We start from the raw sequence: 20647 nt of genomic DNA, 5'->3' as shown, positions 1-20647 counted from the left end.
GGAAGCTAAGCCCTCCAGCGCCGATGGTACTGCACTCGGGAGGGTGTGGGAGAGTAGGACACCGCCGGACAAACTTTCCAGTCAGGGTCACCCGATTTTCGGGTGACCCTGACTGCGTTTCCGGCGCGGGAATCGCCGGCCGCCGGACACGCCGTGAACGGTGTCCCGCAGCCTCTGGTCAGCGGCTCTGAATTCCCTCGCGCAGCTGCCGGAACAGCACGGCCGAACCGTCCACCGGACGGCCCGCGAACATCGCCATCACCACGCTGCCGTGGTCGGCCCAGCCGCAGACCGCGAAGTCGCCGCCGTCGCCGCTGGTCGAACCGCACTTCATCACCCCGCCCAGGCGGCCGGCGTCCACCTCGTGCAGCCCGCTCACCTTGCCGGTCTCGTCGGCCATCAGCCCGAAGAGGGTGTCCAGGTCCCGCTCCGGCTGCCAGAGCAACGTGGTGCCGCCGAACACGAGCACCGCCCGCTTGGCGTCGGCCGGGTCGCTGTAGACGGTGCCGAAGCTCCGGTCCAGGTCGATGTCGGCGGCGAAGCCGTTGCGGAGGTAGTCTGCGGTGGTGCGGGCGCCCTCGCTGTCGTCTCGGGTCAGCCCGGCGACCTTCGCAGGCGTATCCAGCGTGGTGTCCTTCTGGGCCAGCACCCGCCAGCCGCCGACGCCGAGCGCCCCCAGACCGGCCAACCCGACGGCCAGCGCCGCGCCCAGCACGATCCGGCGCCGGCGCGAGGCGGGACGCCGTTCGGGCTCCATCGCCGGATCCCGGCGGCTCAGCTGGATCGGCTCGTCGGTCAGGTCGACCGGCTCGGACCCGTCGTCCACCGGGCGCTCGGTGAGATGTGCGTCGGACATGTCCGCCACCGTACGCGAACAAGAGGTGGCGCACGTCAGGTCTCCAGAAGCGCTCCGTAGACTTTCAGGGTGACCGAGAGACTGGATGCCCGACGCCCCGACGCCCCCACCCTTGCCGGCCAGTACCAGCCCGGCGAGGTAGAGCAGCGACGGTACGAGCAGTGGGTAGCCGCCGGCCACTTCCGGGCGTCGGCGGAGAGCGACAAGCCTCCCTTCACCATCGTCATCCCGCCGCCGAACGTCACCGGCTCGCTGCACATGGGCCACGCGTTCGAGCACACGCTGATGGACGCCCTCACCCGCCGCAAGAAGATGCAGGGCTTCGAGGCGCTCTGGCTGCCCGGCATGGACCACGCCGGCATCGCCACCCAGAACCTGGTCGAGCGGCAGCTCGCCACGCAGGGCCTGTCCCGCCACGACCTGGGCCGGGAGAAGTTCGTCGAGCGAGTCTGGCAGTGGAAGGCGGAGTCCGGCGGCGCCATCCTGGGCCAGATGCGCCGGCTCGGCGACGCGGTCGACTGGGACCGCGAGCGCTTCACCATGGACGCGGGCCTGTCCCGGGCCGTGCAGACCATGTTCAAGAAGCTCTTCGACGCCGGGCTGATCTACCGGGCGAACCGGATCATCAACTGGTGCCCGCGCTGCCTCACCGCGCTGTCCGACATCGAGGTGGAGCACACCGACGACGAGGGTGAGCTGATCTCGATCCGCTACAGCGACGAGGTCGTGGTGGCCACCACCCGGGCGGAGACCATGCTCGGCGACACCGCGGTCGCGGTGCACCCGGAGGACGAGCGCTACCGGCACCTGATCGGCACCACGGTGGCGCTGCCGCTCACCGACCGGCGGATCCCGATCGTCGCCGACGAGCACGTCGACCCCAGCTTCGGCACCGGCATGGTCAAGGTGACCCCGGCGCACGACCCGAACGACTTCGAGATCGGGCAGCGGCACGACCTGCCGGCGCTGACGATCATGGACGAGCGGGGCATCATCACCGCGCCGGGCCCGTTCCAGGGGCTCGACCGGTACGAGGCCCGCCCGGCAATCGTCGCCGCGCTGCGTGAGCAGGGGCTGATCGTGGCCGAGAAGCGGCCGTACCTGCACGCGGTGGGGCACTGCTCGCGGTGCAAGACCACGGTCGAGCCGCGGCTGTCGCTGCAGTGGTTCGTCAACACCGCCCCGCTGGCCAAGGCCGCCGGCGACGCGGTCCGCGACGGCCGGGTGCGGATCGAGCCGGCCGAGCTGGCCAAGCGTTACTTCGCCTGGGTCGACAACATGCACGACTGGTGCATCTCCCGGCAGCTCTGGTGGGGCCACCGCATCCCCGTCTGGTACGGCCCGGACGGCGAGATCGTCTGTGTCGGCCCCGACGAGGAGCCCCCGACCGGCGAGGGCTGGCGGCAGGACGAGGACGTCCTTGACACCTGGTTCTCCAGCGGCCTGTGGCCGTTCTCCACCCTCGGCTGGCCGGAGCAGACCCCCGACCTGGCGAAGTTCTATCCGACCAGCGTGCTGGTCACCGGGTACGACATCCTCTTCTTCTGGGTCGCCCGGATGATGATGTTCGGCCTGTACGCGATGGACGGCGTGCAGCCGTTCGACGTCGTCGCGCTGCACGGCATGGTCCGCGACGAGCACGGCAAGAAGATGTCCAAGTCGTTCGGGAACGTGGTCGACCCGCTGGACTGGATCGACCGGTTCGGCGCCGACGCCACCCGGTTCACCCTGGCCCGGGGCGCCAATCCGGGTCAGGACGTGCCGGTCAGCGAGGAGTGGTGCCAGGGCTCCCGCAACTTCTGCAACAAGCTCTGGAACGCCACCCGGTTCGCCCTGCTGAACGGCGCACACACCGAGGGTCCGCTGCCGGCGGCGAGCGAGCTGTCGACGGTCGACCGGTGGATCCTGTCCCGCCTGGCGCACGTGACCGCCGAGGTGGACGAGCAGTTCGAGGCGTACGAGTTCGCCAAGGTGTGCGACCTGCTCTACCACTTCGCCTGGGACGACGTCTGCGACTGGTACGTGGAGCTCAGCAAGCCGGTGCTCGCCGAGGGCGGGGCGGCGGCCGACGCGACCCGCCGCGTGCTCGGGCACGTGCTGGACCAGCTGCTGCGCCTGCTGCACCCGGTGATCCCGTTCGTCACCGACGAGCTGTGGAGCGCGCTGACCGGCAGGGAGACGGTGCTCATCGCGACCTGGCCGGTGGCCGACCGTACCGGAGTCGACGACGCCGCGGAGAGCGAGGTCGGCACCCTGCAGCGGGTGGTGACCGAGATCCGGCGGTTCCGCTCCGACCAGGGGCTGCGCCCGACGCAGCGGGTGGCGGCCCGGCTCGACGGCCTCGGGCCGGCGGGCCTCGCCGCGCACGAGCCGCTGATCCGGTCGCTGGTGCGGCTGGACGCGCCCGGCGACGATTTCCAGGCCAGCGCCACCCTCGCCATGCCCGGCGAGGTGAGTGTCGCGCTGGACACCCGGGGCTCGATCGACGTGGCCGCCGAGCGGGCGCGGCTCACCAAGGACCGGGCGGCCGCCGAGAAGGAGGTCGCCCAGGCGCGGGCGAAGCTGGACAACCCGGCGTTCGTCGGCAAGGCGCCCGAGCCCGTGGTCGCCAAGATCCGTGAGCGGCTCGCGGTGGCCGAGGCGGACCTGGTCCGGATCGACGCCGCGCTGGAGGCGCTTCCCTCGTGACCGACCGTACCGAATTCGCCGCGGTGGAAGCCGCGCTCGGCGAGCGCGGCTTCACCCGCATGCACTTCGAGCTGGAGAAGATCGAGAGCCTGCTCGACCTGCTCGGCAGCCCGCAGCGGGCGTACCCGTCGATCCACCTGACGGGCACGAACGGCAAGACCTCGACGGCCCGGATGATCGACTCGCTGCTGCGGGCGTTCGGGCTGCACACCGGCCGCTACACCAGTCCGCACCTGGAGACCGTCCGGGAGCGGATCAGCCTGGACGGGGAGCCGGTCAGCGAGGAGCGGTTCGTCGCCACGTACCGGGAGGTGGCGCCGCTGGCCGAGCTGGTCGACCAGCGCTCCGCCGAGCCGCTGACCTACTTCGACATGACCACGGCGCTGGCGTTCGCCACGTTCGCCGACGCGCCGGTCGACGTCGCGGTGGTGGAGGTGGGGCTCGGCGGCGCCGAGGATTCGACCAACGTGATCCAGGCCGGGGTCGCGGTGATCACCCCGATCGGGCTGGACCACACCGAGTGGCTCGGCGACACCGTCGAGGACATCGCGCTGCACAAGGCGGGCATCATCCACAAGGGCGCCACCGTGATCGCGGCGGCGCAGGAGGAGGAGGCCGCCCGGCCGATCCTGGAGCGCTGCGCCGAGGTCGGCGCGACCGTCGCCCGCGAGGGCGCCGAGTTCGGCGTGCTCCGCCGGGCGGTGGCGGTCGGCGGCCAGGTGCTCACCATCCAGGGCCTCGGCGGGGTGTACGAGGAGATCTTCATCCCGCTGCACGGCGCGCACCAGGCACAGAACGCGGCCGTGGCGCTCGCCGCGGTCGAGGCGTTCCTCGGCGCGGGCGCCAAGCGGCAGCTCGACATCGAGGCCGTCCGGGAGGGCTTCGCCTCGGCCACCTCGCCGGGACGGCTGGAGAAGGTGCGTACCGCCCCGACGATCCTGCTCGACGGCGCGCACAACCCGCACGGGATGGCCGCCACGGTCACCGCCCTGCAGGAGGAGTTCGCGTTCAGCAAGCTGGTCGGCGTGCTCGCCGTGCTCGGCGACAAGGACGCGGCCAGCCTGCTGGAACTGCTGGAGCCGGTGCTCGACTCGATCGTGGTCACCCGCAACAGCTCGCCCCGCGCCATGCCCGCCGATGCGTTGGCCGCGCTGGCCCGGGAGGTCTTCGGACCGGACCGGGTGCAGGTCGCCGAGGAGATGCCGGACGCCATCGAGGCGGCCGTCGCCGAGGCCGAGTCCGACGTACCGGGCGAGCTGGCCGGGGTCGGCGTGCTGATCACGGGATCGGTGGTGACCGTGGCCGACGCCCGCCGGCTGCTCAAGCGATGACCGGCCCGGTGGAGGAGCGCCCCGGCGCCGAGGACCACCCGGCCACGCCTGCCCCGTCCTCGCCCGGTGGTCCGGGCGACGGCGAGCCGGGCCCGGGGGAGCGGCGGTCCGGGTTGCGGAACCCGGACAAGGCCGTCCGCGGGCTCGGCGCGGGGACGCTGGCGCTGGAGGCGTTGGTGCTGCTGCTGGCCATCCAGCCGATCCGGGTGGTCGGCGGGCACCTCAGCGGCACCGCGGTCGGGGTGATCGTGGCGCTGGCGGTGGCCTGCGTGGTGCTGGCCGGACAGATGAAACGGTCGTGGGCCTGGCCCGCCGGGACCGTGCTCCAGGGGTTGCTGATGCTGTCCGGGCTGCTGCACTGGTCGCTGCTCGTGCTGGGGGTCATCTTCGCCCTGGTCTGGGCGTACGCCCTGCACGTGCGGCGGGTCGTCCTCGGCTGAGCGCCCCGGCCGGGCCCCGTTCGGCGTGGCTCAGGCGTCGGCGAGGGTGCGCCACTGGGTGAGGGCGACGCCGTGGCCGTCCGGGTCACGGAAGGCCGCCGCCCACACCTCCAGCTTCGTGCCCCGGTTGACCACCCGCGGGGCGTACGTGAAGCGCACGCCGGACCCGCGCAGCCGCTCGTACGCGGCCTGGATGTCGTCGACCTCCAGGTTGACGTGGACCAGCCGGCGGCTGATCGGCGCGGCCCCGCTCACCTGGCGCAGCACCAGGCGGGTCGCCCCGGAGGAGAGGACGGCGTTGCCGGTGCCGCGGTCGAACTCCTCGAAGCCGAGGCGTCGGTAGAAGTCCAGCGACCGGTCCAGGTCGGTGACGAGCAGGGTGATCCCGACCCCGCTGATCGGGGTGGCCAGCTCCGCCGGCTCGTCCCCGGCCGGGCCGAAGATGGCCTCGTCCAGCTCCTCCGGGGTGGGCGGCGCCTCGGCGGCCGGTTCGTCCAGCGGGACGTCGATCGGGTCGACCGGCCCGGTGTCGAACCGCTCATCGGCGGGCGTGCGCGGGGCCGGGGTGGCCCGGCGGGGCAGCGGGCCGGCCGCCGGCTCGACCAGCTGGCCCTCCAGCACCACCGGGCCGCCCGGGCGCTGGTGCACCACTACCGGCTCGCGCGGCTCCGGTGCCGTGACGTCGTCGACCGGGTCCGGCGCGGGCGGGAAGTCGTCCCGGAAGTCCTCCTCCGGGCGGTCCGCCCACGGCGGGGCCTCCTGCGCGATCAGCACCTCGTCGACCGGGTCGGGACCGGCGTACTCGGGCGGGAGGTCGGCGACCGCGGCGGCCGTCTCGGCGTGGGTGGGCACCTCGTCCCACAGCACGCGGACGTGTCGCTGGTCGTCGAGGGCGACCCGGACCGGCAGGGCCTGGCCCAGGGAGGGCCACTTGGCGACCGGGACCCGCGGCTCGATGATCTTCTTGGACCGGGGCGGCAGCCCGGGCGCGTCGATCACCAGCTGGAGCTCGCAGCGGCCGAACGCGTACTGGGTGGGCGGCTCGGAGGCGCTGTGCACGTGGCCCAGGCCGACCACCCAGGTGCGCCCGCCACCACGTACGGTGGCCAGGGCGATCGCCAGCACGAGCAGCGCGATGCCGAGCGCCACGATCGCCCAGCTCGTCATGCCCAGCCCGAACAGCACGATGAAGGTCGCCACGGTGCCCAGCACCGCGCCGATCAGCTTGCGCACCGGCGCGATGGGTCGGTTCCCGCCATTCGCCACAGTGGACCTCCCGGGGTCTAGGGCCAGGCTAGGCCGTGTCGGCGACCGGGGGAAAGAGCGGCCGCCGCGTCGGCGCCGGGACCGGGTCGCTACGCTGACCGTACCCAGCCCGACCCGCTTCCGCGCACAGGAGGAACCCAGCGTGTCCAGCAGCAGCCCGGACGAGCGCACGCTCGTACTGATCAAGCCGGACGCGGTGCGCCGCGGCCTGGTGGGCGAGATCCTCGGCCGTTTCGAGCGCAAGGGCCTGCGGATCGACGCGTTGGTCTCCCGGACGATGGACGGCGACTTCGCCGACCAGCACTACGCCGAGCACGTGGACAAGCCGTTCTACCCGCCGCTGAAGACGTTCATGACCGGTGGTCCGCTGGTGGCCCTGGTGCTCTCCGGTGACCAGGTGATCGAGGTGGTGCGCGGGATGATCGGTAGCACGGACGGCCGCAAGGCCGCCGCCGGCACCATCCGCGGCGACTTCTCCCTCTCCAACCGGGAGAACCTGGTGCACGCCTCCGACTCGGTCGACAGTGCCAAGCGGGAGATCGCCCTCTGGTTCCCCGAGCTGGGCTGACGTCCTCGCCGACGGCCCTCGTCCCCCGCTGGGACGGGGGCCGTCGCGCGTGTTCAGCCGGGGACGCGGGTCAGCTTGTCGGGGTTGCCGACCAGGTAGACGCCGGTGATCCGGCCGTCGGCGGCGGCCACCGCGAGGGTGTAGCGGGTCCCGGCCGGCCAGCGCAGCAGCAGCGCCGGCGCGCCGTTCAGCTCGGCCGGCGTCGTCCGGATGCCGGGGCGGCGATCGTGGGCGTAGATGCCGGCGAAGAAGCGGGCGATCCGGTTTGCGCCGTGGACCGGGTTGCGCGCCGCGCGGACCCGGCCGCCACCGTCGGACCAGGCGGTGGCGTCGGCGGCGACGAGGTCGGTCAGCCGGGCCAGGTCGCCGTCGCGCGCCGCGGCGAGGAACGCCTCCAGCAGCCGCCGCTGCTCGGCCGGGCCCGCGGTGAACCGGCGCCGGTCGTCGGCGATCCGCGCCACGGCCCGGTGGTGCAGTTGCCGGCAGTCCGCCGCCGACCGGCCGAGCAGGTCGGCGATCTCGGCGTACGGCAGGGCGAACGCGGTGTGCAGCACGTACACCGCCCGCTCCGGCGGGGTGAGCCGCTCCAGCAGGTGCAGCAGCGCGGTGGAGAGGGTGTCCCGCAGTTCGACGGTGTCCAGCGGCCCGAACGGCGACGGTGCGGTCGGCACCGGCTCGGGCAGCCACGGACCGACGTACGTCTCCCGGGCCGCCTGCCGGGCGCGTAGCCGGTCCAGCGCCAGCCGGGTCACCACCCGGGACAGGTAGCGGCGCGGCTCGGCGACCGACTCCCGGTCGACGTCCAGCCAGCGCAGGTACGTCTCCTGGAGCACGTCCTCGGCGTCGTGCAGGCTGCCGAGCAGCCGGTACGCCAGCCCGAGCAGCATCGGCCGGTGCGCGGTGAGCGCACCGGCCGCCTCCGCCGCCCCGGTCGTGGTCACACCTCGAGCGGGGGTTCGTTCCGGGTGCTCACCGAGATTCGGTTCCACACGTTGATTGTGGCGATCGCGACGAGCAGGTCGGCCAGTTCCTTCTCCGACCAGACCTTCGCGGCGGCGTCCCACATGTCGTCCGGCACGCCGTGCTCGCCGAGCCGGGTGACCGCGTCGGTCAGCGCCAGTGCGGTCCGCTCCCGCTCGTCGAAGAACGGCGCGTCCCGCCACGCGGCGACCGCGAACAGCCGCCGGCTGGACTCGCCGGCGGCGAGCGCGTCCCGGCTGTGCATGTCGACGCAGTACGCGCAGCCGTTGAGCATCGACGCCCGCAGCTTCACCAGCTCCAGCACGGTGTGGTCCAGGTTCTCCCGGACGTACTTCTCCAGTCCGAGCACCGCCTGGTACGCCCCCGGCGCCACCGCTGCCATGTTGATCCGACTCATCCCGGCCTCCTCGTGTCGTCGGTACGCCTACCCGACGGATCCGGCCCCGGCCGGCGTGACGATGCGGCCCTGTGACGCTGCTCATGCGAGCTGCGCCGGGCCCGCTGACCCTCGTCGATCATGAGGTTGGCGGCCTCGGCGGCCTCCCGCTCCACCTCGCCGGCATCCCGGCTGGCCTCCGGCGGTGACGGTCTCGGGATCCGCCGCCAACCTCATGATCAAGGGGGGTGGGGTGATACTCGGGGGCGGAGCGGCCGCGGGGTCGAGTACGCTTGTCGGGACACAGGCGACGACCCGGCCATCACCGGCGAGCCTCCGGAAGAACGGCCGGGTGACCGGCCCAGTAGAACCGGACGGGACCGGCCCGTCACAGCCGGCCAACGAGCGGGCGGTCGCACCTTGACCGCCAAGCGGGGTGGTACCGCGGGCCTTGCCCGGCATGCCGGTGACGGCGTACCGGAAGGGTTCGTCCTCGCAGACCACACGACGAGTGAGCTGCTGAGGAGAGCGACCCCCGATGGCCTATCCGTTGCACGACCCGACCGCTGCCGGTGTCCCGGCGAGCCCGGACCTGCCCGCGGTGGAGCGCCGGGTCCTGGAGCACTGGACGGCCGACAAGACCTTCGAGGCCTCCGTCGAGGCACGGCCGGCCTCCGGCCGGCAATCGGAAACGGCGGCGGGCTCCGCTGGCGGCGGCGGAGCCGCCGACAACGAGTACGTCTTCTACGACGGCCCGCCGTTCGCCAACGGCCTGCCGCACTACGGCCACCTCTTCACCGGCTACGTCAAGGACGTGGTGCCGCGCTACCAGACCATGCGCGGCCGCCGGGTGGAGCGGCGCTTCGGCTGGGACTGCCACGGCCTGCCGGCCGAGGTGGTGGCCGAGAAGCAGCTCGGCATCACCAGCAAGGCCGAGATCCTCGACCTGGGCGTGGCCCGGTTCAACGAGGCGTGCCGCACCTCGGTGCTGGAGTTCACCCAGGACTGGGAGCGGTACGTCACCCGGCAGGCCCGCTGGGTGGACTTCGCCAACGACTACAAGACGCTCGACCTGGACTACATGGAGAGCGTCATGTGGGCCTTCAAGACCCTGCACGACAAGGGTCTGGTCTACGAGGGCTTCCGGGTGCTGGCGTACTGCTGGCGGTGCGAGACGCCGCTGTCGAACACCGAGACCCGGATGGACGACGTCTACAAGGACCGGCACGACCCGACCGTGTCGGTGTGGTTCGAGCTGACCCCGGACGAGGGTGCGCCGGAGCTGCTGCGCGGCCCGGTCCGGGTGGGCGTCTGGACCACCACGCCGTGGACCCTCCCGTCGAACCTGGCGCTCGCCGTCGGCCCCGACATCGAGTACGCGGTGCTGGAACGCGATGGCGCGCGGTACGTCGTCGGCGCCGCCCGGCTCGGCGCGTATGTCAAGGAGCTGGAGGGGTACGCGCAGGTCGGCACGGTGTCCGGCCGCGATCTGGTCGGGCGCCGCTACGTGCCGCTCTACGACTTCCTGGCCGAGCAGGCCGGGCCGAACGCGTACCAGGTGCTCGGCGCGGAGTTCGTCACGACCGAGGATGGTACCGGGATCGTCCACCTGGCCCCGGCCTTCGGTGAGGACGACCAGAACGTCTGCAACGCGGCCGGCATCCCGACCGTCGTCACCGTGGACGACCACACCCGGTTCACCGCGCTGGTCCCGCCGTACCAGGGCGAGCAGGTCTTCGACGTGAACAAGTCGGTGATCCGGGAGCTGAAGGAACGGGGGGTGCTGCTCCGGCAGGACACGTACACCCACTCGTACCCGCACTGCTGGCGCTGCGACACCCCGCTGGTCTACAAGGCGGTGTCGTCCTGGTTCGTGGCGGTGACCCAGTTCAAGGACCGGATGGTCGAGCTCAACCAGCAGATCAACTGGACGCCGGGGCACATCAAGGACGGCTCGTTCGGCAAGTGGCTGGCCAACGCCCGCGACTGGTCGATCAGCCGGAACCGGTTCTGGGGCTCGCCGATCCCGGTGTGGAAGTCCGACGACCCGAACTACCCGCGGGTGGACGTGTACGGCTCGCTGGCCGACCTCGAGCGGGACTTCGGCGTACGCCTGACCGACCTGCACCGGCCGGCGGTGGACGACCTGGTCCGCCCCAACCCGGACGACCCTACGGGTGCGTCGATGATGCGCCGGGTGCCGGAGGTACTGGACTGCTGGTTCGAGTCCGGCTCGATGCCGTTCGCCCAGGTGCACTACCCGTTCGAGAACCGCGAGTGGTTCGAGCACCACTACCCGGGCGACTTCATCGTGGAATACATCGGGCAGACCCGCGGCTGGTTCTACACCATGCACGTGCTGGCCACCGCGCTGTTCGACCGGCCGGCGTTCCGCAACTGCCTCAGCCACGGCATCCTGCTCGGCTCGGACGGGCGCAAGATGTCCAAGAGCCTGCGCAACTACCCGGACGTGTACCACGTCTTCGACTCGTACGGGTCGGACGCGATGCGCTGGATGCTGATGTCCTCGCCGGTGCTGCGCGGCGGCGACATGTCGGTCACCGAGGCGGGCATCCGGGACGCGGTACGCCAGGTGCTGCTGCCCTTGTGGAACGTCTGGTACTTCTTCTCGCTCTACGCGAACGCGGAGGGCTACCAGGCGAAGCGGCGGGTGGATTCCACCCACCTGCTCGACCGGTACGTGCTGGCGAAGACGAACGAACTGGTGTCGACGGTCCAGACGCAGATGGACACGTACGACATCTCCGGCGCCTGCGCCACCGTCCGGTCCTACCTGGACGCGCTGACCAACTGGTACGTGCGTCGCTCGCGGGACCGGTTCTGGTCGGGTGACGCGGAGGCGTTCGACACGCTGTGGACGGTGCTGGAGACGCTCTGCCGGGTGGTGGCGCCGCTGGCGCCGCTGACCGCGGAGGAGATCTGGCGCGGCCTCACCGGCGAGCGGTCGGTGCACCTGACCGACTGGCCGGCGGCGGCCGAGTTCCCGGCCGACCACGAGCTGGTCACCGCGATGGACGCCACCCGGGCGGTCGCCTCGGCGACGCTGTCGCTGCGCAAGGCCAAGGGGCTGCGGGTGCGGCTGCCGCTGTCGAAGCTGACCGTGGCCTCGTCGCGGGCGGACCAGTTGCGCCCCTTCGCCGACCTGGTCGCCGACGAGGTGAACGTCAAGCAGGTGCAGTTCACCGACGAGGTGTCCGCGTACTGCCAGCAGGTGCTGACGGTGGTGCCCCGGGCGCTCGGCCCACGGGTCGGCAAGGCGGTCCAGCAGGTGATCAAGGCCGTCAAGGCGGGCGAGTGGGAACTGGTCGACGACGCCCCGGTCGCCGCCGGGGTCACCCTCGCCGAGGGCGAGTACGAGCTGCGCCTGGTCGCCGCCGACGCCGAGCACTCCGCGCCGCTGCCCGGCGGCGAGGGCGTGGTCGTGCTGGACACCGAGGTCACCCCGGAGCTGGCCGCCGAGGGGCTGGCCCGGGACGTGGTCCGGGTCGTCCAGCAGGCTCGCCGGGACGCCGACCTGGACGTCTCGGACCGGATCGTGGTGGCGCTGTCGGCGTCCGAGGAGGTGCGCGCGGCGGTGTCCGCGTACACCGACTTCGTGGCCCGGGAGGTGCTGGCCGACACGGTCGACTTCGCCGAGGGGATCGAGGGCTTCGCCGGCGAGGTCGGCGAGGGCGAGCGGGTGACGGTCGCCGTGCGGCGGGTATGACCTGCTGAGGGTGGTGGTCCGGCGGGCTGAGATCCGGCGGGCCACCACCCGGGCGGCCGGCCACCCGAGAGGGCCGGCATGGGGCCGTCCGCTACCGTGACACCGCCTGTCCCGTACGACCGCCGGAGGACCCGTGCCCCTGCTCTACACCATCGGCAAGCTCGCCGTGGCGCCCACGATCCGGTTGGCCTTCCGTCCAACCGTCGAAGGGCTGGAGCACATCCCGGCGACCGGTGGCGCCATCTTCGCGGGCAACCACCTGTCGGTCGCCGACGAGCTGCTCCTCGGCACGGTGGTGCCGCGGCACCTGGCCTTCTGGGCGAAGTCGGAGTACTTCAAGGGCACCGGCGTGAAGGGTGCGTTCTCCAAGTTCGTGCTCACCGGGCTGGGCGCCATCCCGGTGGAGCGGGCCGGCGGCCGAGCGGCGCTGTCGGCGTTCGACGCCGCCATCCCGGTGCTCAAGGCCGGTGACCTGGTCGCCGTCTACCCGGAGGGGACCCGCTCTCCGGACGGTCGGCTCTACCGGGGCCGCACCGGCGCCGCCCGGCTGGCGGTGGCGGCCGGCGTGCCGATCATCCCGGTCGGCGTGACCGGCACCGACAAGGCGCAGCCCATCGGCACGCGGGTGCCCCGGCCCGGCCGGGCCGAGATCGCCATCCGGTTCGGCAAGCCGCTGGACGTCACCGGCCGGTCGGACGACCGGACCTCGCTGCGCGCGATCACCGACGAGCTGATGAGCGAGATCCAGAAGCTCACCGGCCAGGAGTACGTGCCCCGCTACGCCCCGCCCCGCGCCCAGCCGGCGGTCAGCGGCGAGCCGCCGACCGCCTGAGCCGTCACGGCGGATCGTTGCCGCGGCGCTTCTCCTGAACGACCACCGCGGCCAGGTCGCTGAGGCCTTCCAACTGCTTGATGGTCCGGGCCAGCCGGGCGTTGGCCGGGATCCGCGGGCGGTTGGTGGACAGGAACGCCCAGTAGCCGGCGGTGAACGGGCACGCGTTCTCGCCGAGCCGCTCTCTCGGGTCGTAGCGACAGCCGCCGCAGTAGTCGCTCATCCGGTTGAGGTACGCGCCCCCGGCGACGTACGGCTTGGTGGTCATCCGGCCCAGGTCGGCGTACTGGCTCAGGCCGATCACGTTGCCGGTCATCACCCACTCGTAGCCGTCCACGAACCGGGTGTGGAACCACTCGGCCAGCTCCGCCGGGCGCCAGCCGCGCTGCAGGGCGTAGTTGCCGAGCACCATCAGCCGGGGGAGGTGATCCGCCCAGCCGCGGTCGCGGACGCCGGTGAGCACGTCGGACAGGCAGTTCGCATCGACCACGTCGGCGTCCAGCTCGTTCCACCAGGCCGGCAGCGACCGCCGCGTGGCCAGCTCGTTGCGGTTGCGCCGGGCCGGCTCGAAATACCAGTACATGTGCCAGACGTAGTCCCGCCAGCCCATGATCTGCCGGACGAAGCCCTCCACGCCGGCCAGCGACGCGCCCTCCGTGCGGTACGCCTGCTCGGCACCCCGGACCGCCTCCATCGGGTCCAGCAGGCCGAGGTTGAACGCGGCGGACAGCACGCTGTGTGCCAGCCAGGGGTCGCCGGCGAGCATCGCGTCCTCGTACCGGCCGAACGCGGCGAGCCGATGCCGGAGGAAGTGCCGCAGCCGGGCCTTCGCCTCCTTCGCGGTGGCCGGGAAGTGGCGGGGACCGTCCCGGCCGACGAACCGGATGCCCTCCCGCTCCCAGCGGTCCAGGTCGGCCCGGACCTCCGCGTCGATGTCGTCCTCCCTCGGCCTCGGCGGGGCCGGCACGCCCGGCGCGCCGTCCTTCGGCGGCGGCTCGCGGTGCTCCGGGTCCAGGCTCCACCGGCCGCCCACCGGGTCGCCGCCGGCCATGAGCACCCCGTGCCGCTCGCGGGCGAAGCGGTAGAACGGCTCCATCCGCAGCGCGCCCCGGCGGCCGTCGGCCCAGTCGGCGAAGTCCGCCAGGCTGGTCGCGTACCCCCGGGCCGGCAGCACCGTGACCCGGTCCAGCCTGCGGACGAACTCCAGCGCCCGACGAGAGGTCGGGTGGCACACCTCCAGCGGCTCGCGGACCTTGCTGAGCGCCTGCCCGTACGTCTCGGCCCGCAGGAAGATCGCCTGGTCACCCAGTTCGGCGGCCCGGTGCCGCAGCGCGGAGAGGATCAGATGGGCCTTCTGCCGGTGGTAGACGCGACGCCGGAAGACCGCCTTCGACTCGATCAGCAGGACCGGTTGCTTCCGGTCGTCGAGGAAGTGCGGCCCCAGCTGATCGGCGAAGAGCCAACGGCGCGGCATGTCGCGATTGTGAGTCAATCACCCGTTATGGGCGGCGCGACGCGAGCGGCTTTATGTGATCGATACCTTGCACAGCGCGAGATTCACGACTGCTTCGGGGTCACCACCTGCTGTCGTAGGTCGTTCAGCAGGCGGCCGCTGTCGTCCACCGAGAGCCGGGTGAAGACGCCGGTGGTCAGGCTGCCGTGGTCGACCGAGGTGCACACCACCACCGCGTCGCCGTCCGACCGGCCGACCGCGCAGCGCTCGTACCGGCCCCGGACACCGGTCTCCACCGCTACGGCGTCGCCCAGCGCGTACCGGTCCCGGAGGCGGTCGATCTCGGCGTCGGCGTCCGCCTCGGGGCTCAGCCGGAACCCGGTGCCGCCGAAGAGGGTCACCCGCTTGCCGTCCTTGTTGGTGTAGATCCCGGCGAAGGTGTCCTCGGCGAGCAGGTGCGCCTGGCGTACCTGGGTCTCCAGCTCGGCCGCGTCGGCCTGGCTGCGCTGGTCCTGCCGCAGCCGCAGGTCCCTGATCTGGTCCGGCAGGGCCGCGCTGGCCGGGTACTGGGCGCGGAGCGGCTGGGCCCACCAGAGGGGCAGGCCGCAGCAGCAGGCGACGGTCAGCAGCAGCACCCAGGGCCAGCGGCGCCGGCGGCGGACCGGGACGGCCACGTACCCCTTGGGCGGTTGGAATCCGGGCGGCGGTGCGGCCGGGCGGCGGCGCTGCTGCGGCGGCGCGGGTGGCGCGGGCCGGGGCGGCGACACCGGGGCCGGCGACGGCGACACCGGGCGGGCGGCGACCGGCGGCGGGGTGACCGGCGGGCGCGCCTGCGGGAACGGGGCGTGCGGGTGCGCGACCGGTGGGTAGGGGGCGTGCGGGTGGGCGACCGGCGGCGCCGGACTGGCCGGCGGTGCGGCCGAATAGGGCAGGGTGTGGGCCGGCGGCGGGTAGGACAGGGTCGGCGGCAGCGCCGGGAAGTCGGCCGAGTGCAGGTCCCAGCCGGTGGTGTCGACACCCTCCCAGGGGTCGACCGGGACCAGGTGTTCGGGCGAGTCCACCGGCGGCGGCGGGGTGGGCTCTGCGGACTCGCCCCAGGACCGCTTGCGTGGCGGCGGGGCCGGCACCGGCGCGGACCCGCTCCACCGGGGCGCGGGCGGCTCGGCGCGGGTCTCCACCCGGGTCGGGTCCGGTCGGTCCGCCTCCCGCGCCGGGTCGGGGCGGTCCGCCTCCCGCGTGGGGTCGAGGCGGCCGGGGACCGCGGCCGAGCCGGCCGGGCGGTTCGCAGCGGCCGGGCGGGGCGGTACGGCGGCCGAGCCACGCGCCGGGGAGACCGGCGGGTCGGCCGGCGGCGCCGGCACCTCGGTGCCCGCCGACGCGTCGTCGCTGCTCGTTGGCGGCGTCGGCGCCCCGGCGGCCCGGTCGTCGGTGTCCAGGTCGCTCGAGGCGGGCTCGTGCGGGTCGGGCGGCGCCGGTTCGCCGGTGGCCGGCGCCGGTTCGTTGGTGGCCGCCGGGTTGGCGGTCGGTGCCGGTTCGCGGGGGGCCGCGGGCGGCTCGCCGGGTCCCGGCTCGGCAGGGTCGCCGGCCGGGCCGGTCGGTGCCGGTTCGCCGGTGGTCGTGGCCGGGTCGGCCGGGGCCGGTTCGTCGGTGGCCGGGGGTGGCTCGTCGGCGGGCGTGCCGCCGTCCGGTGCCGGCGCCGGCGGCGCAACCGGATCGGTGGCCGGGGTGGCCGCCGGTACGGGGGCGCGGGTCGGCCCGTCGGTGCCCGGATCCCCGCCCGTGGCCGGGGTGCTCCCGTCGGCCGGCCGGTCGGTGCCCGGCTGCGGCTCCGGCATCGCGGCTGTCTCCTCTCGCGCCGGTTGCGAGGCTAGTACCGGCGTGCCACCGCCGACGAATCCGCTCGTCAGCCCGTCCCGTCGCCGATCTCGGACGGCTGCCGTGCGCCCGCGGACGGGGACGTGTCCAAGATCCAGAAGGGCCGGGCGGTGGGCTGCTGCGGTGCGCCGTGGTGGCCGGTGGCGCACCGCGTACCCTTGGGCATCATGAGTGCCCCGTCCACGACGCCGCGTCCCGTCGCGGCTCATTCCGTTTGGCCCCGGCTGGAGCCGCTGCTGCCGCAGGTGACCAAGCCCATCCAGTACGTCGGTGGCGAGCTGGGTGCGGTGGTCAAGGACTGGGACGCCGCGGTCGTCCGGTGGGCGCTGATGTATCCGGACGCGTACGAGGTGGGCCTGCCCAACCAGGGCGTGCAGATCCTCTACGAGGTGCTCAACGAGCTGCCCGACGTGCTCGCCGAGCGGACGTACGCGGTCTGGCCGGACCTGGAGAAGCTGATGCGCGCCCACGGCGTGCCGCAGTTCACCGTCGACGCGCACCGCTCGGTGCGCGACTTCGACGTGTTCGGCGTCTCCTTCGCCACCGAGCTGGGCTACACCAACCTGCTCAACGCAATCGACCTGGCCGGCATCCCGCTGCTCGCCGCCGACCGCACCGACGCCGACCCGGTGATCGTGGCCGGCGGGCACGCCGCGTTCAACCCGGAGCCGATCGCCGACTTCGTCGACGCCGCGGTGCTCGGCGACGGTGAGGAGGCGGTGCTGGAGATCACCGGCATCGTCCGGGAGTGGAAGGCCGAGGGCTGCCCGGGTGGGCGGGACGAGCTGCTGCTGCGGCTGGCCCGCACCGAGAGCGTCTACGTGCCGCGTTTCTACGACGTGGACTACCTGCCGGACGGCCGGATTCAGCGGGTCGTGCCGAACCGCCCCGACGTGCCGTTCCGGGTGCACAAGCGCACGACCATGGACCTGGACGCCTGGCCGTACCCGAAGAAGCCACTGGTCCCGCTCGCCGAGACGGTCCACGAGCGGTACGCGGTGGAGATCTTCCGGGGTTGCACCCGCGGCTGCCGGTTCTGCCAGGCCGGCATGATCACCCGCCCGGTGCGGGAGCGCTCGATCACCACGGTCGGCCAGATGGTGCAGCAGGGGCTGGAGTTCTCCGGCTTCCACGAGGTGGGCCTGCTGTCGCTGTCGTCGGCCGACCACTCCGAGATCGGCGACATGTGCTCCGGCCTCGCCCAGCAGTACGAGGGCACCAACGTCTCGCTGTCGCTGCCGTCGACGCGGGTGGACGCGTTCAACATCGACCTGGCGCAGGAGCTGTCCCGCAACGGCCGGCGTACCGGGCTGACCTTCGCCCCCGAGGGCGGGTCGGAGCGGATCCGCAAGGTGATCAACAAGATGGTGTCGGAGGACGACCTCATCCGCACCGTGGTCACCGCGTACACCAACGGCTGGCGGCAGGTGAAGCTCTACTTCATGTGCGGCCTGCCGACGGAGACCGACGAGGACGTGCTCCAGATCGCCCGGATGGCCCACGAGGTCATCAAGGCCGGCCGGGCGGCGACCGGGTCCAAGGACATCCGGTGCACGGTCTCCATCGGCGGGTTCGTGCCGAAGCCGCACACCCCGTTCCAGTGGGCGGCGATGGAGCGGCCGGAGGTCATCGACGCCCGGCTCAAGCTGCTCAAGCAGGCGATCAACGCCGACCGTTCGCTGGGCCGGGCGATCGGCTTCCGCTACCACGACGGCGAGCCGTCGCTGATCGAGGGCCTGCTGTCCCGAGGTGACCGCCGGGTCGGCGCGGTGATCCGCAAGGTCTGGGAGGATGGCGGCCGGTTCGACGGCTGGAGCGAGCACTTCTCCTACCAGCGCTGGGTGGACGCCGCCGCCGCGGTGCTGCCGGCCTTCGGGGTGGACCTCGACTGGTACACCACCCGGGAGCGCGACGAACTGGAGGTCCTGCCCTGGGACCACCTGGACTCGGGCCTGGACAAGGACTGGCTCTGGCAGGACTGGCAGGACGCCCTGTCCGAGTACGAGCAGGACGACTGCCGGTGGACCCCGTGCTTCGACTGCGGGGTCTGTCCGGCCATGGACACCGAGATCCAGATCGGCCCGACCGGCCGTAAGCTGCTGCCGCTGACCCCGGTCAACGGCCTGAACCTGCCCACCGGCGCCCCGCAGTAGCGCCGCCGACGCGTCCGGAGCGCCGGGACCTCACCAAGGTCCCGGCGCTCCGCCGTTCCCGGCGCCGGTCAGCAGGACCGTCGCCGGTGATCCCATCTGGTGCCGTGACCCCGGGGTGGGGGTGCCTGGATTGGCGGCGACTCGATACGCTGCGTCCGACATGGACCGATCGGCGGGTCGGCAACGGGGAGGACAGCAACATGGGTGACATCAGGCCGCCGGCCACCGGCGACCTCCACGTCAGTGTCGAGGACCTGGACGCCGCGGCGGAGTACGTCGAGCGCTTGAAGCAGTACGTCGACGACACCATCGGCTACGAGATGGAGCGCATCAAGGAGCGGATGAAGGGCGACAGCAACAACGCCCAGACCGTCCCGAACGGCACCCCCTTCGGCGCGTACGAGGACGCCCGCATGCAGTGGCAGGCCCTGACCAGGTCGACGGCCAACATGGAACTCCACCTCAAGGCGATCTCCAACAAGCTCGCCGGGCTCAAGAAGGGCACCGAGGACATCGCCAAGGCGTTCCGGGACGCCGAGGCGCGCAACGCGGCCAACGGCAAGGAGATCGAGCGGATGCTGGAGTCCGCCACCCCGCCGCCCGCGCCCGGCGGCACGCCCACCACCTACCCGTACACGGCCTGAGGGGAACGGTCATGGCAGGAGGAACCTGGGAGAGCTGCGTCCGCGAGGTGACGCTGTCGGCGGACCCGGAGACGGTCGGCTCGGTGAGCGTGGGGTGGAACAACCTCTCCACGGCGCTGGGCCACCTGCGGGACTCGCTGGTCGGGCGGTCGTTCGTCGGCCCGGTCGCGCCGGGCACCGAACGCCCGCACGTCGACGGTCTGCCCGCGATGCTCGCGGGTTGGAAGGGCAGCGGCGGCGACGCCTACCGGGAGCACCTCGGTGACATCGGCAAGGACATCGAGAAGCTGATCACCGACGCGAGCAACGTCAGCGGCGCGCTGTCCCGGATCGAGGGCGACATCCGCAAGGCGGTCGCCAGCATCCCGATCCCGCTGATGGACGACTTCGGCTGGAACGAGTGGAGCCTGCCCAACGGCACCGAGCTCGACGACGCCCGGGACGGCGAGAGCTCGTCCGGCTTCCTCGCCGCACTGCGCAAGGACTACCAGAACAACCCCGCCTCGTACGCCGACGGCGCGTTCCGCGACAAGGCCGACGACCTCGAAGCGACCATGAAGGTCGACGGCAACGCCGAGGACCACAAGCGGGGCGGCTGGTGGGACACCAAGTCCCACCTGGACAACTGGTACCGGGACAACCAGCAGGCGGCCACCACCGCGATGTCGCCGCTGCCCACCGCCGTGGAGACCGAGCGGCCCAGGCTGGTCGTGTCGGCACCCGACGAGGCTGCCTCGGACGGCTACACGCCCGACGACCGGAAGCCCCCGTCCGGATACCCCGGTGGAGGTGGCGGCGGCGGAGGTGGCGGCGGCATCGGTGGCGGCGGCCCCTCCATCGGCAGCACGGGCATCGGCGGCGGTGGCGGCGGTTCGTACGGTGGCGGCCCGTCGTCCATCGCGCCCACCGGTGGCGGCTTCGGGGGCGGCCATGGCGGCGGAGGCACCGGCTCCCTGACGCCGCCGTCGACCGGCTCCGGCTACCCGGGCACCGGCAGCCCCGACTACGGCAGCGGCCTGGCCGGCGCCGGTGGCCCGACCACCACCGCCTACGGCGGCCCGAGCGGCCTGGGCAGCCCGGCGCTCGGCGGTGGCAGCGGCTTCAGCGGGGGCGGACCGGGCGTGGGCTCGGCCGGCGGGTTCGGTGGTGGCGGCGTCGGCGCGGCCGGCGGGATCGGCATGGGCGGCATCCCGGGCATGGTCGGCGGCGGCAACGGCAAGGTGCCGCCGATGACCAGCGCGGCCAGCGCGCTGCGCAACGCGGCCGGCGCCGGCGGCGCGGGTGGCCCGCGGGGCGCGGGGATGATGGGCGGCGGCATGATGGGCGGTGGCATGGGCGGCCATGGTGCCGGCGGGCATGGTAGCGGGGCTGCGGAGCACTCGTCGTGGTTGACTGAGGACGACGATCCGTGGGGCACCGGCGACGCCGGGTCCCCGGGCATCCTGCGATGAGGACGG

General features: G+C 72.9%; 15 protein-coding genes. 9 read left to right on the top strand and 6 right to left on the bottom strand.

From position 1 onward, the window contains the following. Positions 1–178 precede the first annotated feature (178 nt). Positions 179–856 (bottom strand): hypothetical protein, encoded by a 678-nt coding sequence (locus ABZ783_RS30145; RefSeq protein WP_357444025.1) that lies wholly within the window; start codon positions 854–856, stop codon positions 179–181. Positions 857–925: 69 nt separating this feature from the next. Here ABZ783_RS30145 and ABZ783_RS30140 point away from each other — a divergent pair, with 69 nt between their 5' ends. The 3 genes from ABZ783_RS30140 to ABZ783_RS30130 are packed head-to-tail and all read left to right on the top strand — an operon-like array spanning position 926 to position 5315. Continuing rightward, positions 926–3544: a valine--tRNA ligase gene (locus ABZ783_RS30140; RefSeq protein WP_357444022.1), complete on the top strand. Its 2619-nt coding sequence runs from the start codon at positions 926–928 to the stop codon at positions 3542–3544. Then, positions 3541–4875 (top strand): folylpolyglutamate synthase/dihydrofolate synthase family protein, encoded by a 1335-nt coding sequence (locus ABZ783_RS30135; protein WP_357444020.1) that lies wholly within the window; start codon positions 3541–3543, stop codon positions 4873–4875. The genes ABZ783_RS30140 and ABZ783_RS30135 overlap by 4 nt, the downstream gene beginning before the upstream one ends. After that, on the top strand, positions 4872–5315 hold the full coding sequence (locus ABZ783_RS30130; protein WP_357444018.1) for a DUF4233 domain-containing protein: 444 nt from the start codon (positions 4872–4874) through the stop codon (positions 5313–5315). The genes ABZ783_RS30135 and ABZ783_RS30130 overlap by 4 nt, the downstream gene beginning before the upstream one ends. Positions 5316–5345: 30 nt before the next feature. Here the strand turns inward: ABZ783_RS30130 and ABZ783_RS30125 are convergent, their stop codons facing one another. Beyond that, on the bottom strand, positions 5346–6581 hold the full coding sequence (locus tag ABZ783_RS30125; RefSeq protein WP_357444016.1) for a VOC family protein: 1236 nt from the start codon (positions 6579–6581) through the stop codon (positions 5346–5348). 142 nt (positions 6582–6723) lie between these two features. On the opposite strand from ABZ783_RS30125, the gene ndk reads away from it, so the two are divergent. Next, entirely contained in the window at positions 6724–7149 is a 426-nt protein-coding gene (gene ndk, locus ABZ783_RS30120) for a nucleoside-diphosphate kinase (RefSeq protein WP_357444014.1), read from the top strand. 53 nt (positions 7150–7202) lie between these two features. Here ndk and sigJ read toward each other — a convergent pair whose 3' ends face one another. Both sigJ and ABZ783_RS30110 read right to left on the bottom strand, forming a co-directional pair. Continuing rightward, complete coding sequence (sigJ, locus tag ABZ783_RS30115; protein WP_357444012.1) at positions 7203–8090, bottom strand: RNA polymerase sigma factor SigJ; 888 nt, start codon at positions 8088–8090, stop codon at positions 7203–7205. Continuing rightward, positions 8087–8527, bottom strand: a complete 441-nt coding sequence (locus tag ABZ783_RS30110) for a carboxymuconolactone decarboxylase family protein (RefSeq protein ID WP_357444010.1) — start codon at positions 8525–8527, stop codon at positions 8087–8089. The genes sigJ and ABZ783_RS30110 overlap by 4 nt, the downstream gene beginning before the upstream one ends. A gap of 517 nt (positions 8528–9044) precedes the next feature. Between ABZ783_RS30110 and ileS the strand changes: the two genes are divergently transcribed. Both ileS and ABZ783_RS30100 read left to right on the top strand, forming a co-directional pair. Next, positions 9045–12233, top strand: a complete 3189-nt coding sequence (gene ileS / locus ABZ783_RS30105) for an isoleucine--tRNA ligase (RefSeq protein WP_357444008.1) — start codon at positions 9045–9047, stop codon at positions 12231–12233. A gap of 133 nt (positions 12234–12366) precedes the next feature. Further along, positions 12367–13065: a lysophospholipid acyltransferase family protein gene (locus ABZ783_RS30100; protein ID WP_357444006.1), complete on the top strand. Its 699-nt coding sequence runs from the start codon at positions 12367–12369 to the stop codon at positions 13063–13065. Between the two features lie 4 nt (positions 13066–13069). Here the strand turns inward: ABZ783_RS30100 and ABZ783_RS30095 are convergent, their stop codons facing one another. Together ABZ783_RS30095 and ABZ783_RS30090 are read right to left on the bottom strand one after the other, a co-directional pair. Next, complete coding sequence (locus ABZ783_RS30095) at positions 13070–14539, bottom strand: cryptochrome/photolyase family protein (RefSeq protein ID WP_357444004.1); 1470 nt, start codon at positions 14537–14539, stop codon at positions 13070–13072. An 83-nt stretch (positions 14540–14622) separates the two neighbouring features. Next, positions 14623–16353 carry a hypothetical protein gene (locus ABZ783_RS30090; RefSeq protein ID WP_357444002.1) on the bottom strand — a complete coding sequence of 577 codons (1731 nt, stop codon included), beginning with the start codon at positions 16351–16353 and terminating at the stop codon, positions 14623–14625. 207 nt (positions 16354–16560) lie between these two features. Here ABZ783_RS30090 and ABZ783_RS30085 point away from each other — a divergent pair, with 207 nt between their 5' ends. The 3 genes from ABZ783_RS30085 (at position 16561) to ABZ783_RS30075 (ending at position 20641) form a co-directional block, all read left to right on the top strand. After that, positions 16561–18546 carry a TIGR03960 family B12-binding radical SAM protein gene (locus ABZ783_RS30085; protein ID WP_357444000.1) on the top strand — a complete coding sequence of 662 codons (1986 nt, stop codon included), beginning with the start codon at positions 16561–16563 and terminating at the stop codon, positions 18544–18546. Between the two features lie 200 nt (positions 18547–18746). Then, on the top strand, positions 18747–19190 hold the full coding sequence (locus ABZ783_RS30080; RefSeq protein ID WP_357443998.1) for a hypothetical protein: 444 nt from the start codon (positions 18747–18749) through the stop codon (positions 19188–19190). 11 nt (positions 19191–19201) lie between these two features. Next, on the top strand, positions 19202–20641 hold the full coding sequence (locus ABZ783_RS30075; RefSeq protein WP_357443996.1) for a hypothetical protein: 1440 nt from the start codon (positions 19202–19204) through the stop codon (positions 20639–20641). Positions 20642–20647: the final 6 nt, after the last annotated feature.

Source organism: Micromonospora sp. NPDC047738, assembly GCF_040642675.1.
GTDB lineage: Bacteria > Actinomycetota > Actinomycetes > Mycobacteriales > Micromonosporaceae > Micromonospora.
Note: the sequence above shows the minus strand (reverse complement) of the source record. Positions and strands in the feature narration are given on the sequence as shown.

Excerpts from the sequence above, each read along its gene's own strand:
- ABZ783_RS30145 (WP_357444025.1), bottom strand. The coding sequence starts at position 856 with ATGTCCGACGCACATCTCACCGAGCGCCCGGTGGACGACGGGTCCGAG.
- ABZ783_RS30130 (WP_357444018.1), top strand. The coding sequence starts at position 4,872 with ATGACCGGCCCGGTGGAGGAGCGCCCCGGCGCCGAGGACCACCCGGCC.
- ABZ783_RS30110 (WP_357444010.1), bottom strand. The coding sequence starts at position 8,527 with ATGAGTCGGATCAACATGGCAGCGGTGGCGCCGGGGGCGTACCAGGCG.
- ileS (WP_357444008.1), top strand. The coding sequence starts at position 9,045 with ATGGCCTATCCGTTGCACGACCCGACCGCTGCCGGTGTCCCGGCGAGC.
- ABZ783_RS30095 (WP_357444004.1), bottom strand. The coding sequence starts at position 14,539 with ATGCCGCGCCGTTGGCTCTTCGCCGATCAGCTGGGGCCGCACTTCCTC.
- ABZ783_RS30090 (WP_357444002.1), bottom strand. The coding sequence starts at position 16,353 with ATGCCGGAGCCGCAGCCGGGCACCGACCGGCCGGCCGACGGGAGCACC.
- ABZ783_RS30085 (WP_357444000.1), top strand. The coding sequence starts at position 16,561 with ATGAGTGCCCCGTCCACGACGCCGCGTCCCGTCGCGGCTCATTCCGTT.
- ABZ783_RS30080 (WP_357443998.1), top strand. The coding sequence starts at position 18,747 with ATGGGTGACATCAGGCCGCCGGCCACCGGCGACCTCCACGTCAGTGTC.
- ABZ783_RS30075 (WP_357443996.1), top strand. The coding sequence starts at position 19,202 with ATGGCAGGAGGAACCTGGGAGAGCTGCGTCCGCGAGGTGACGCTGTCG.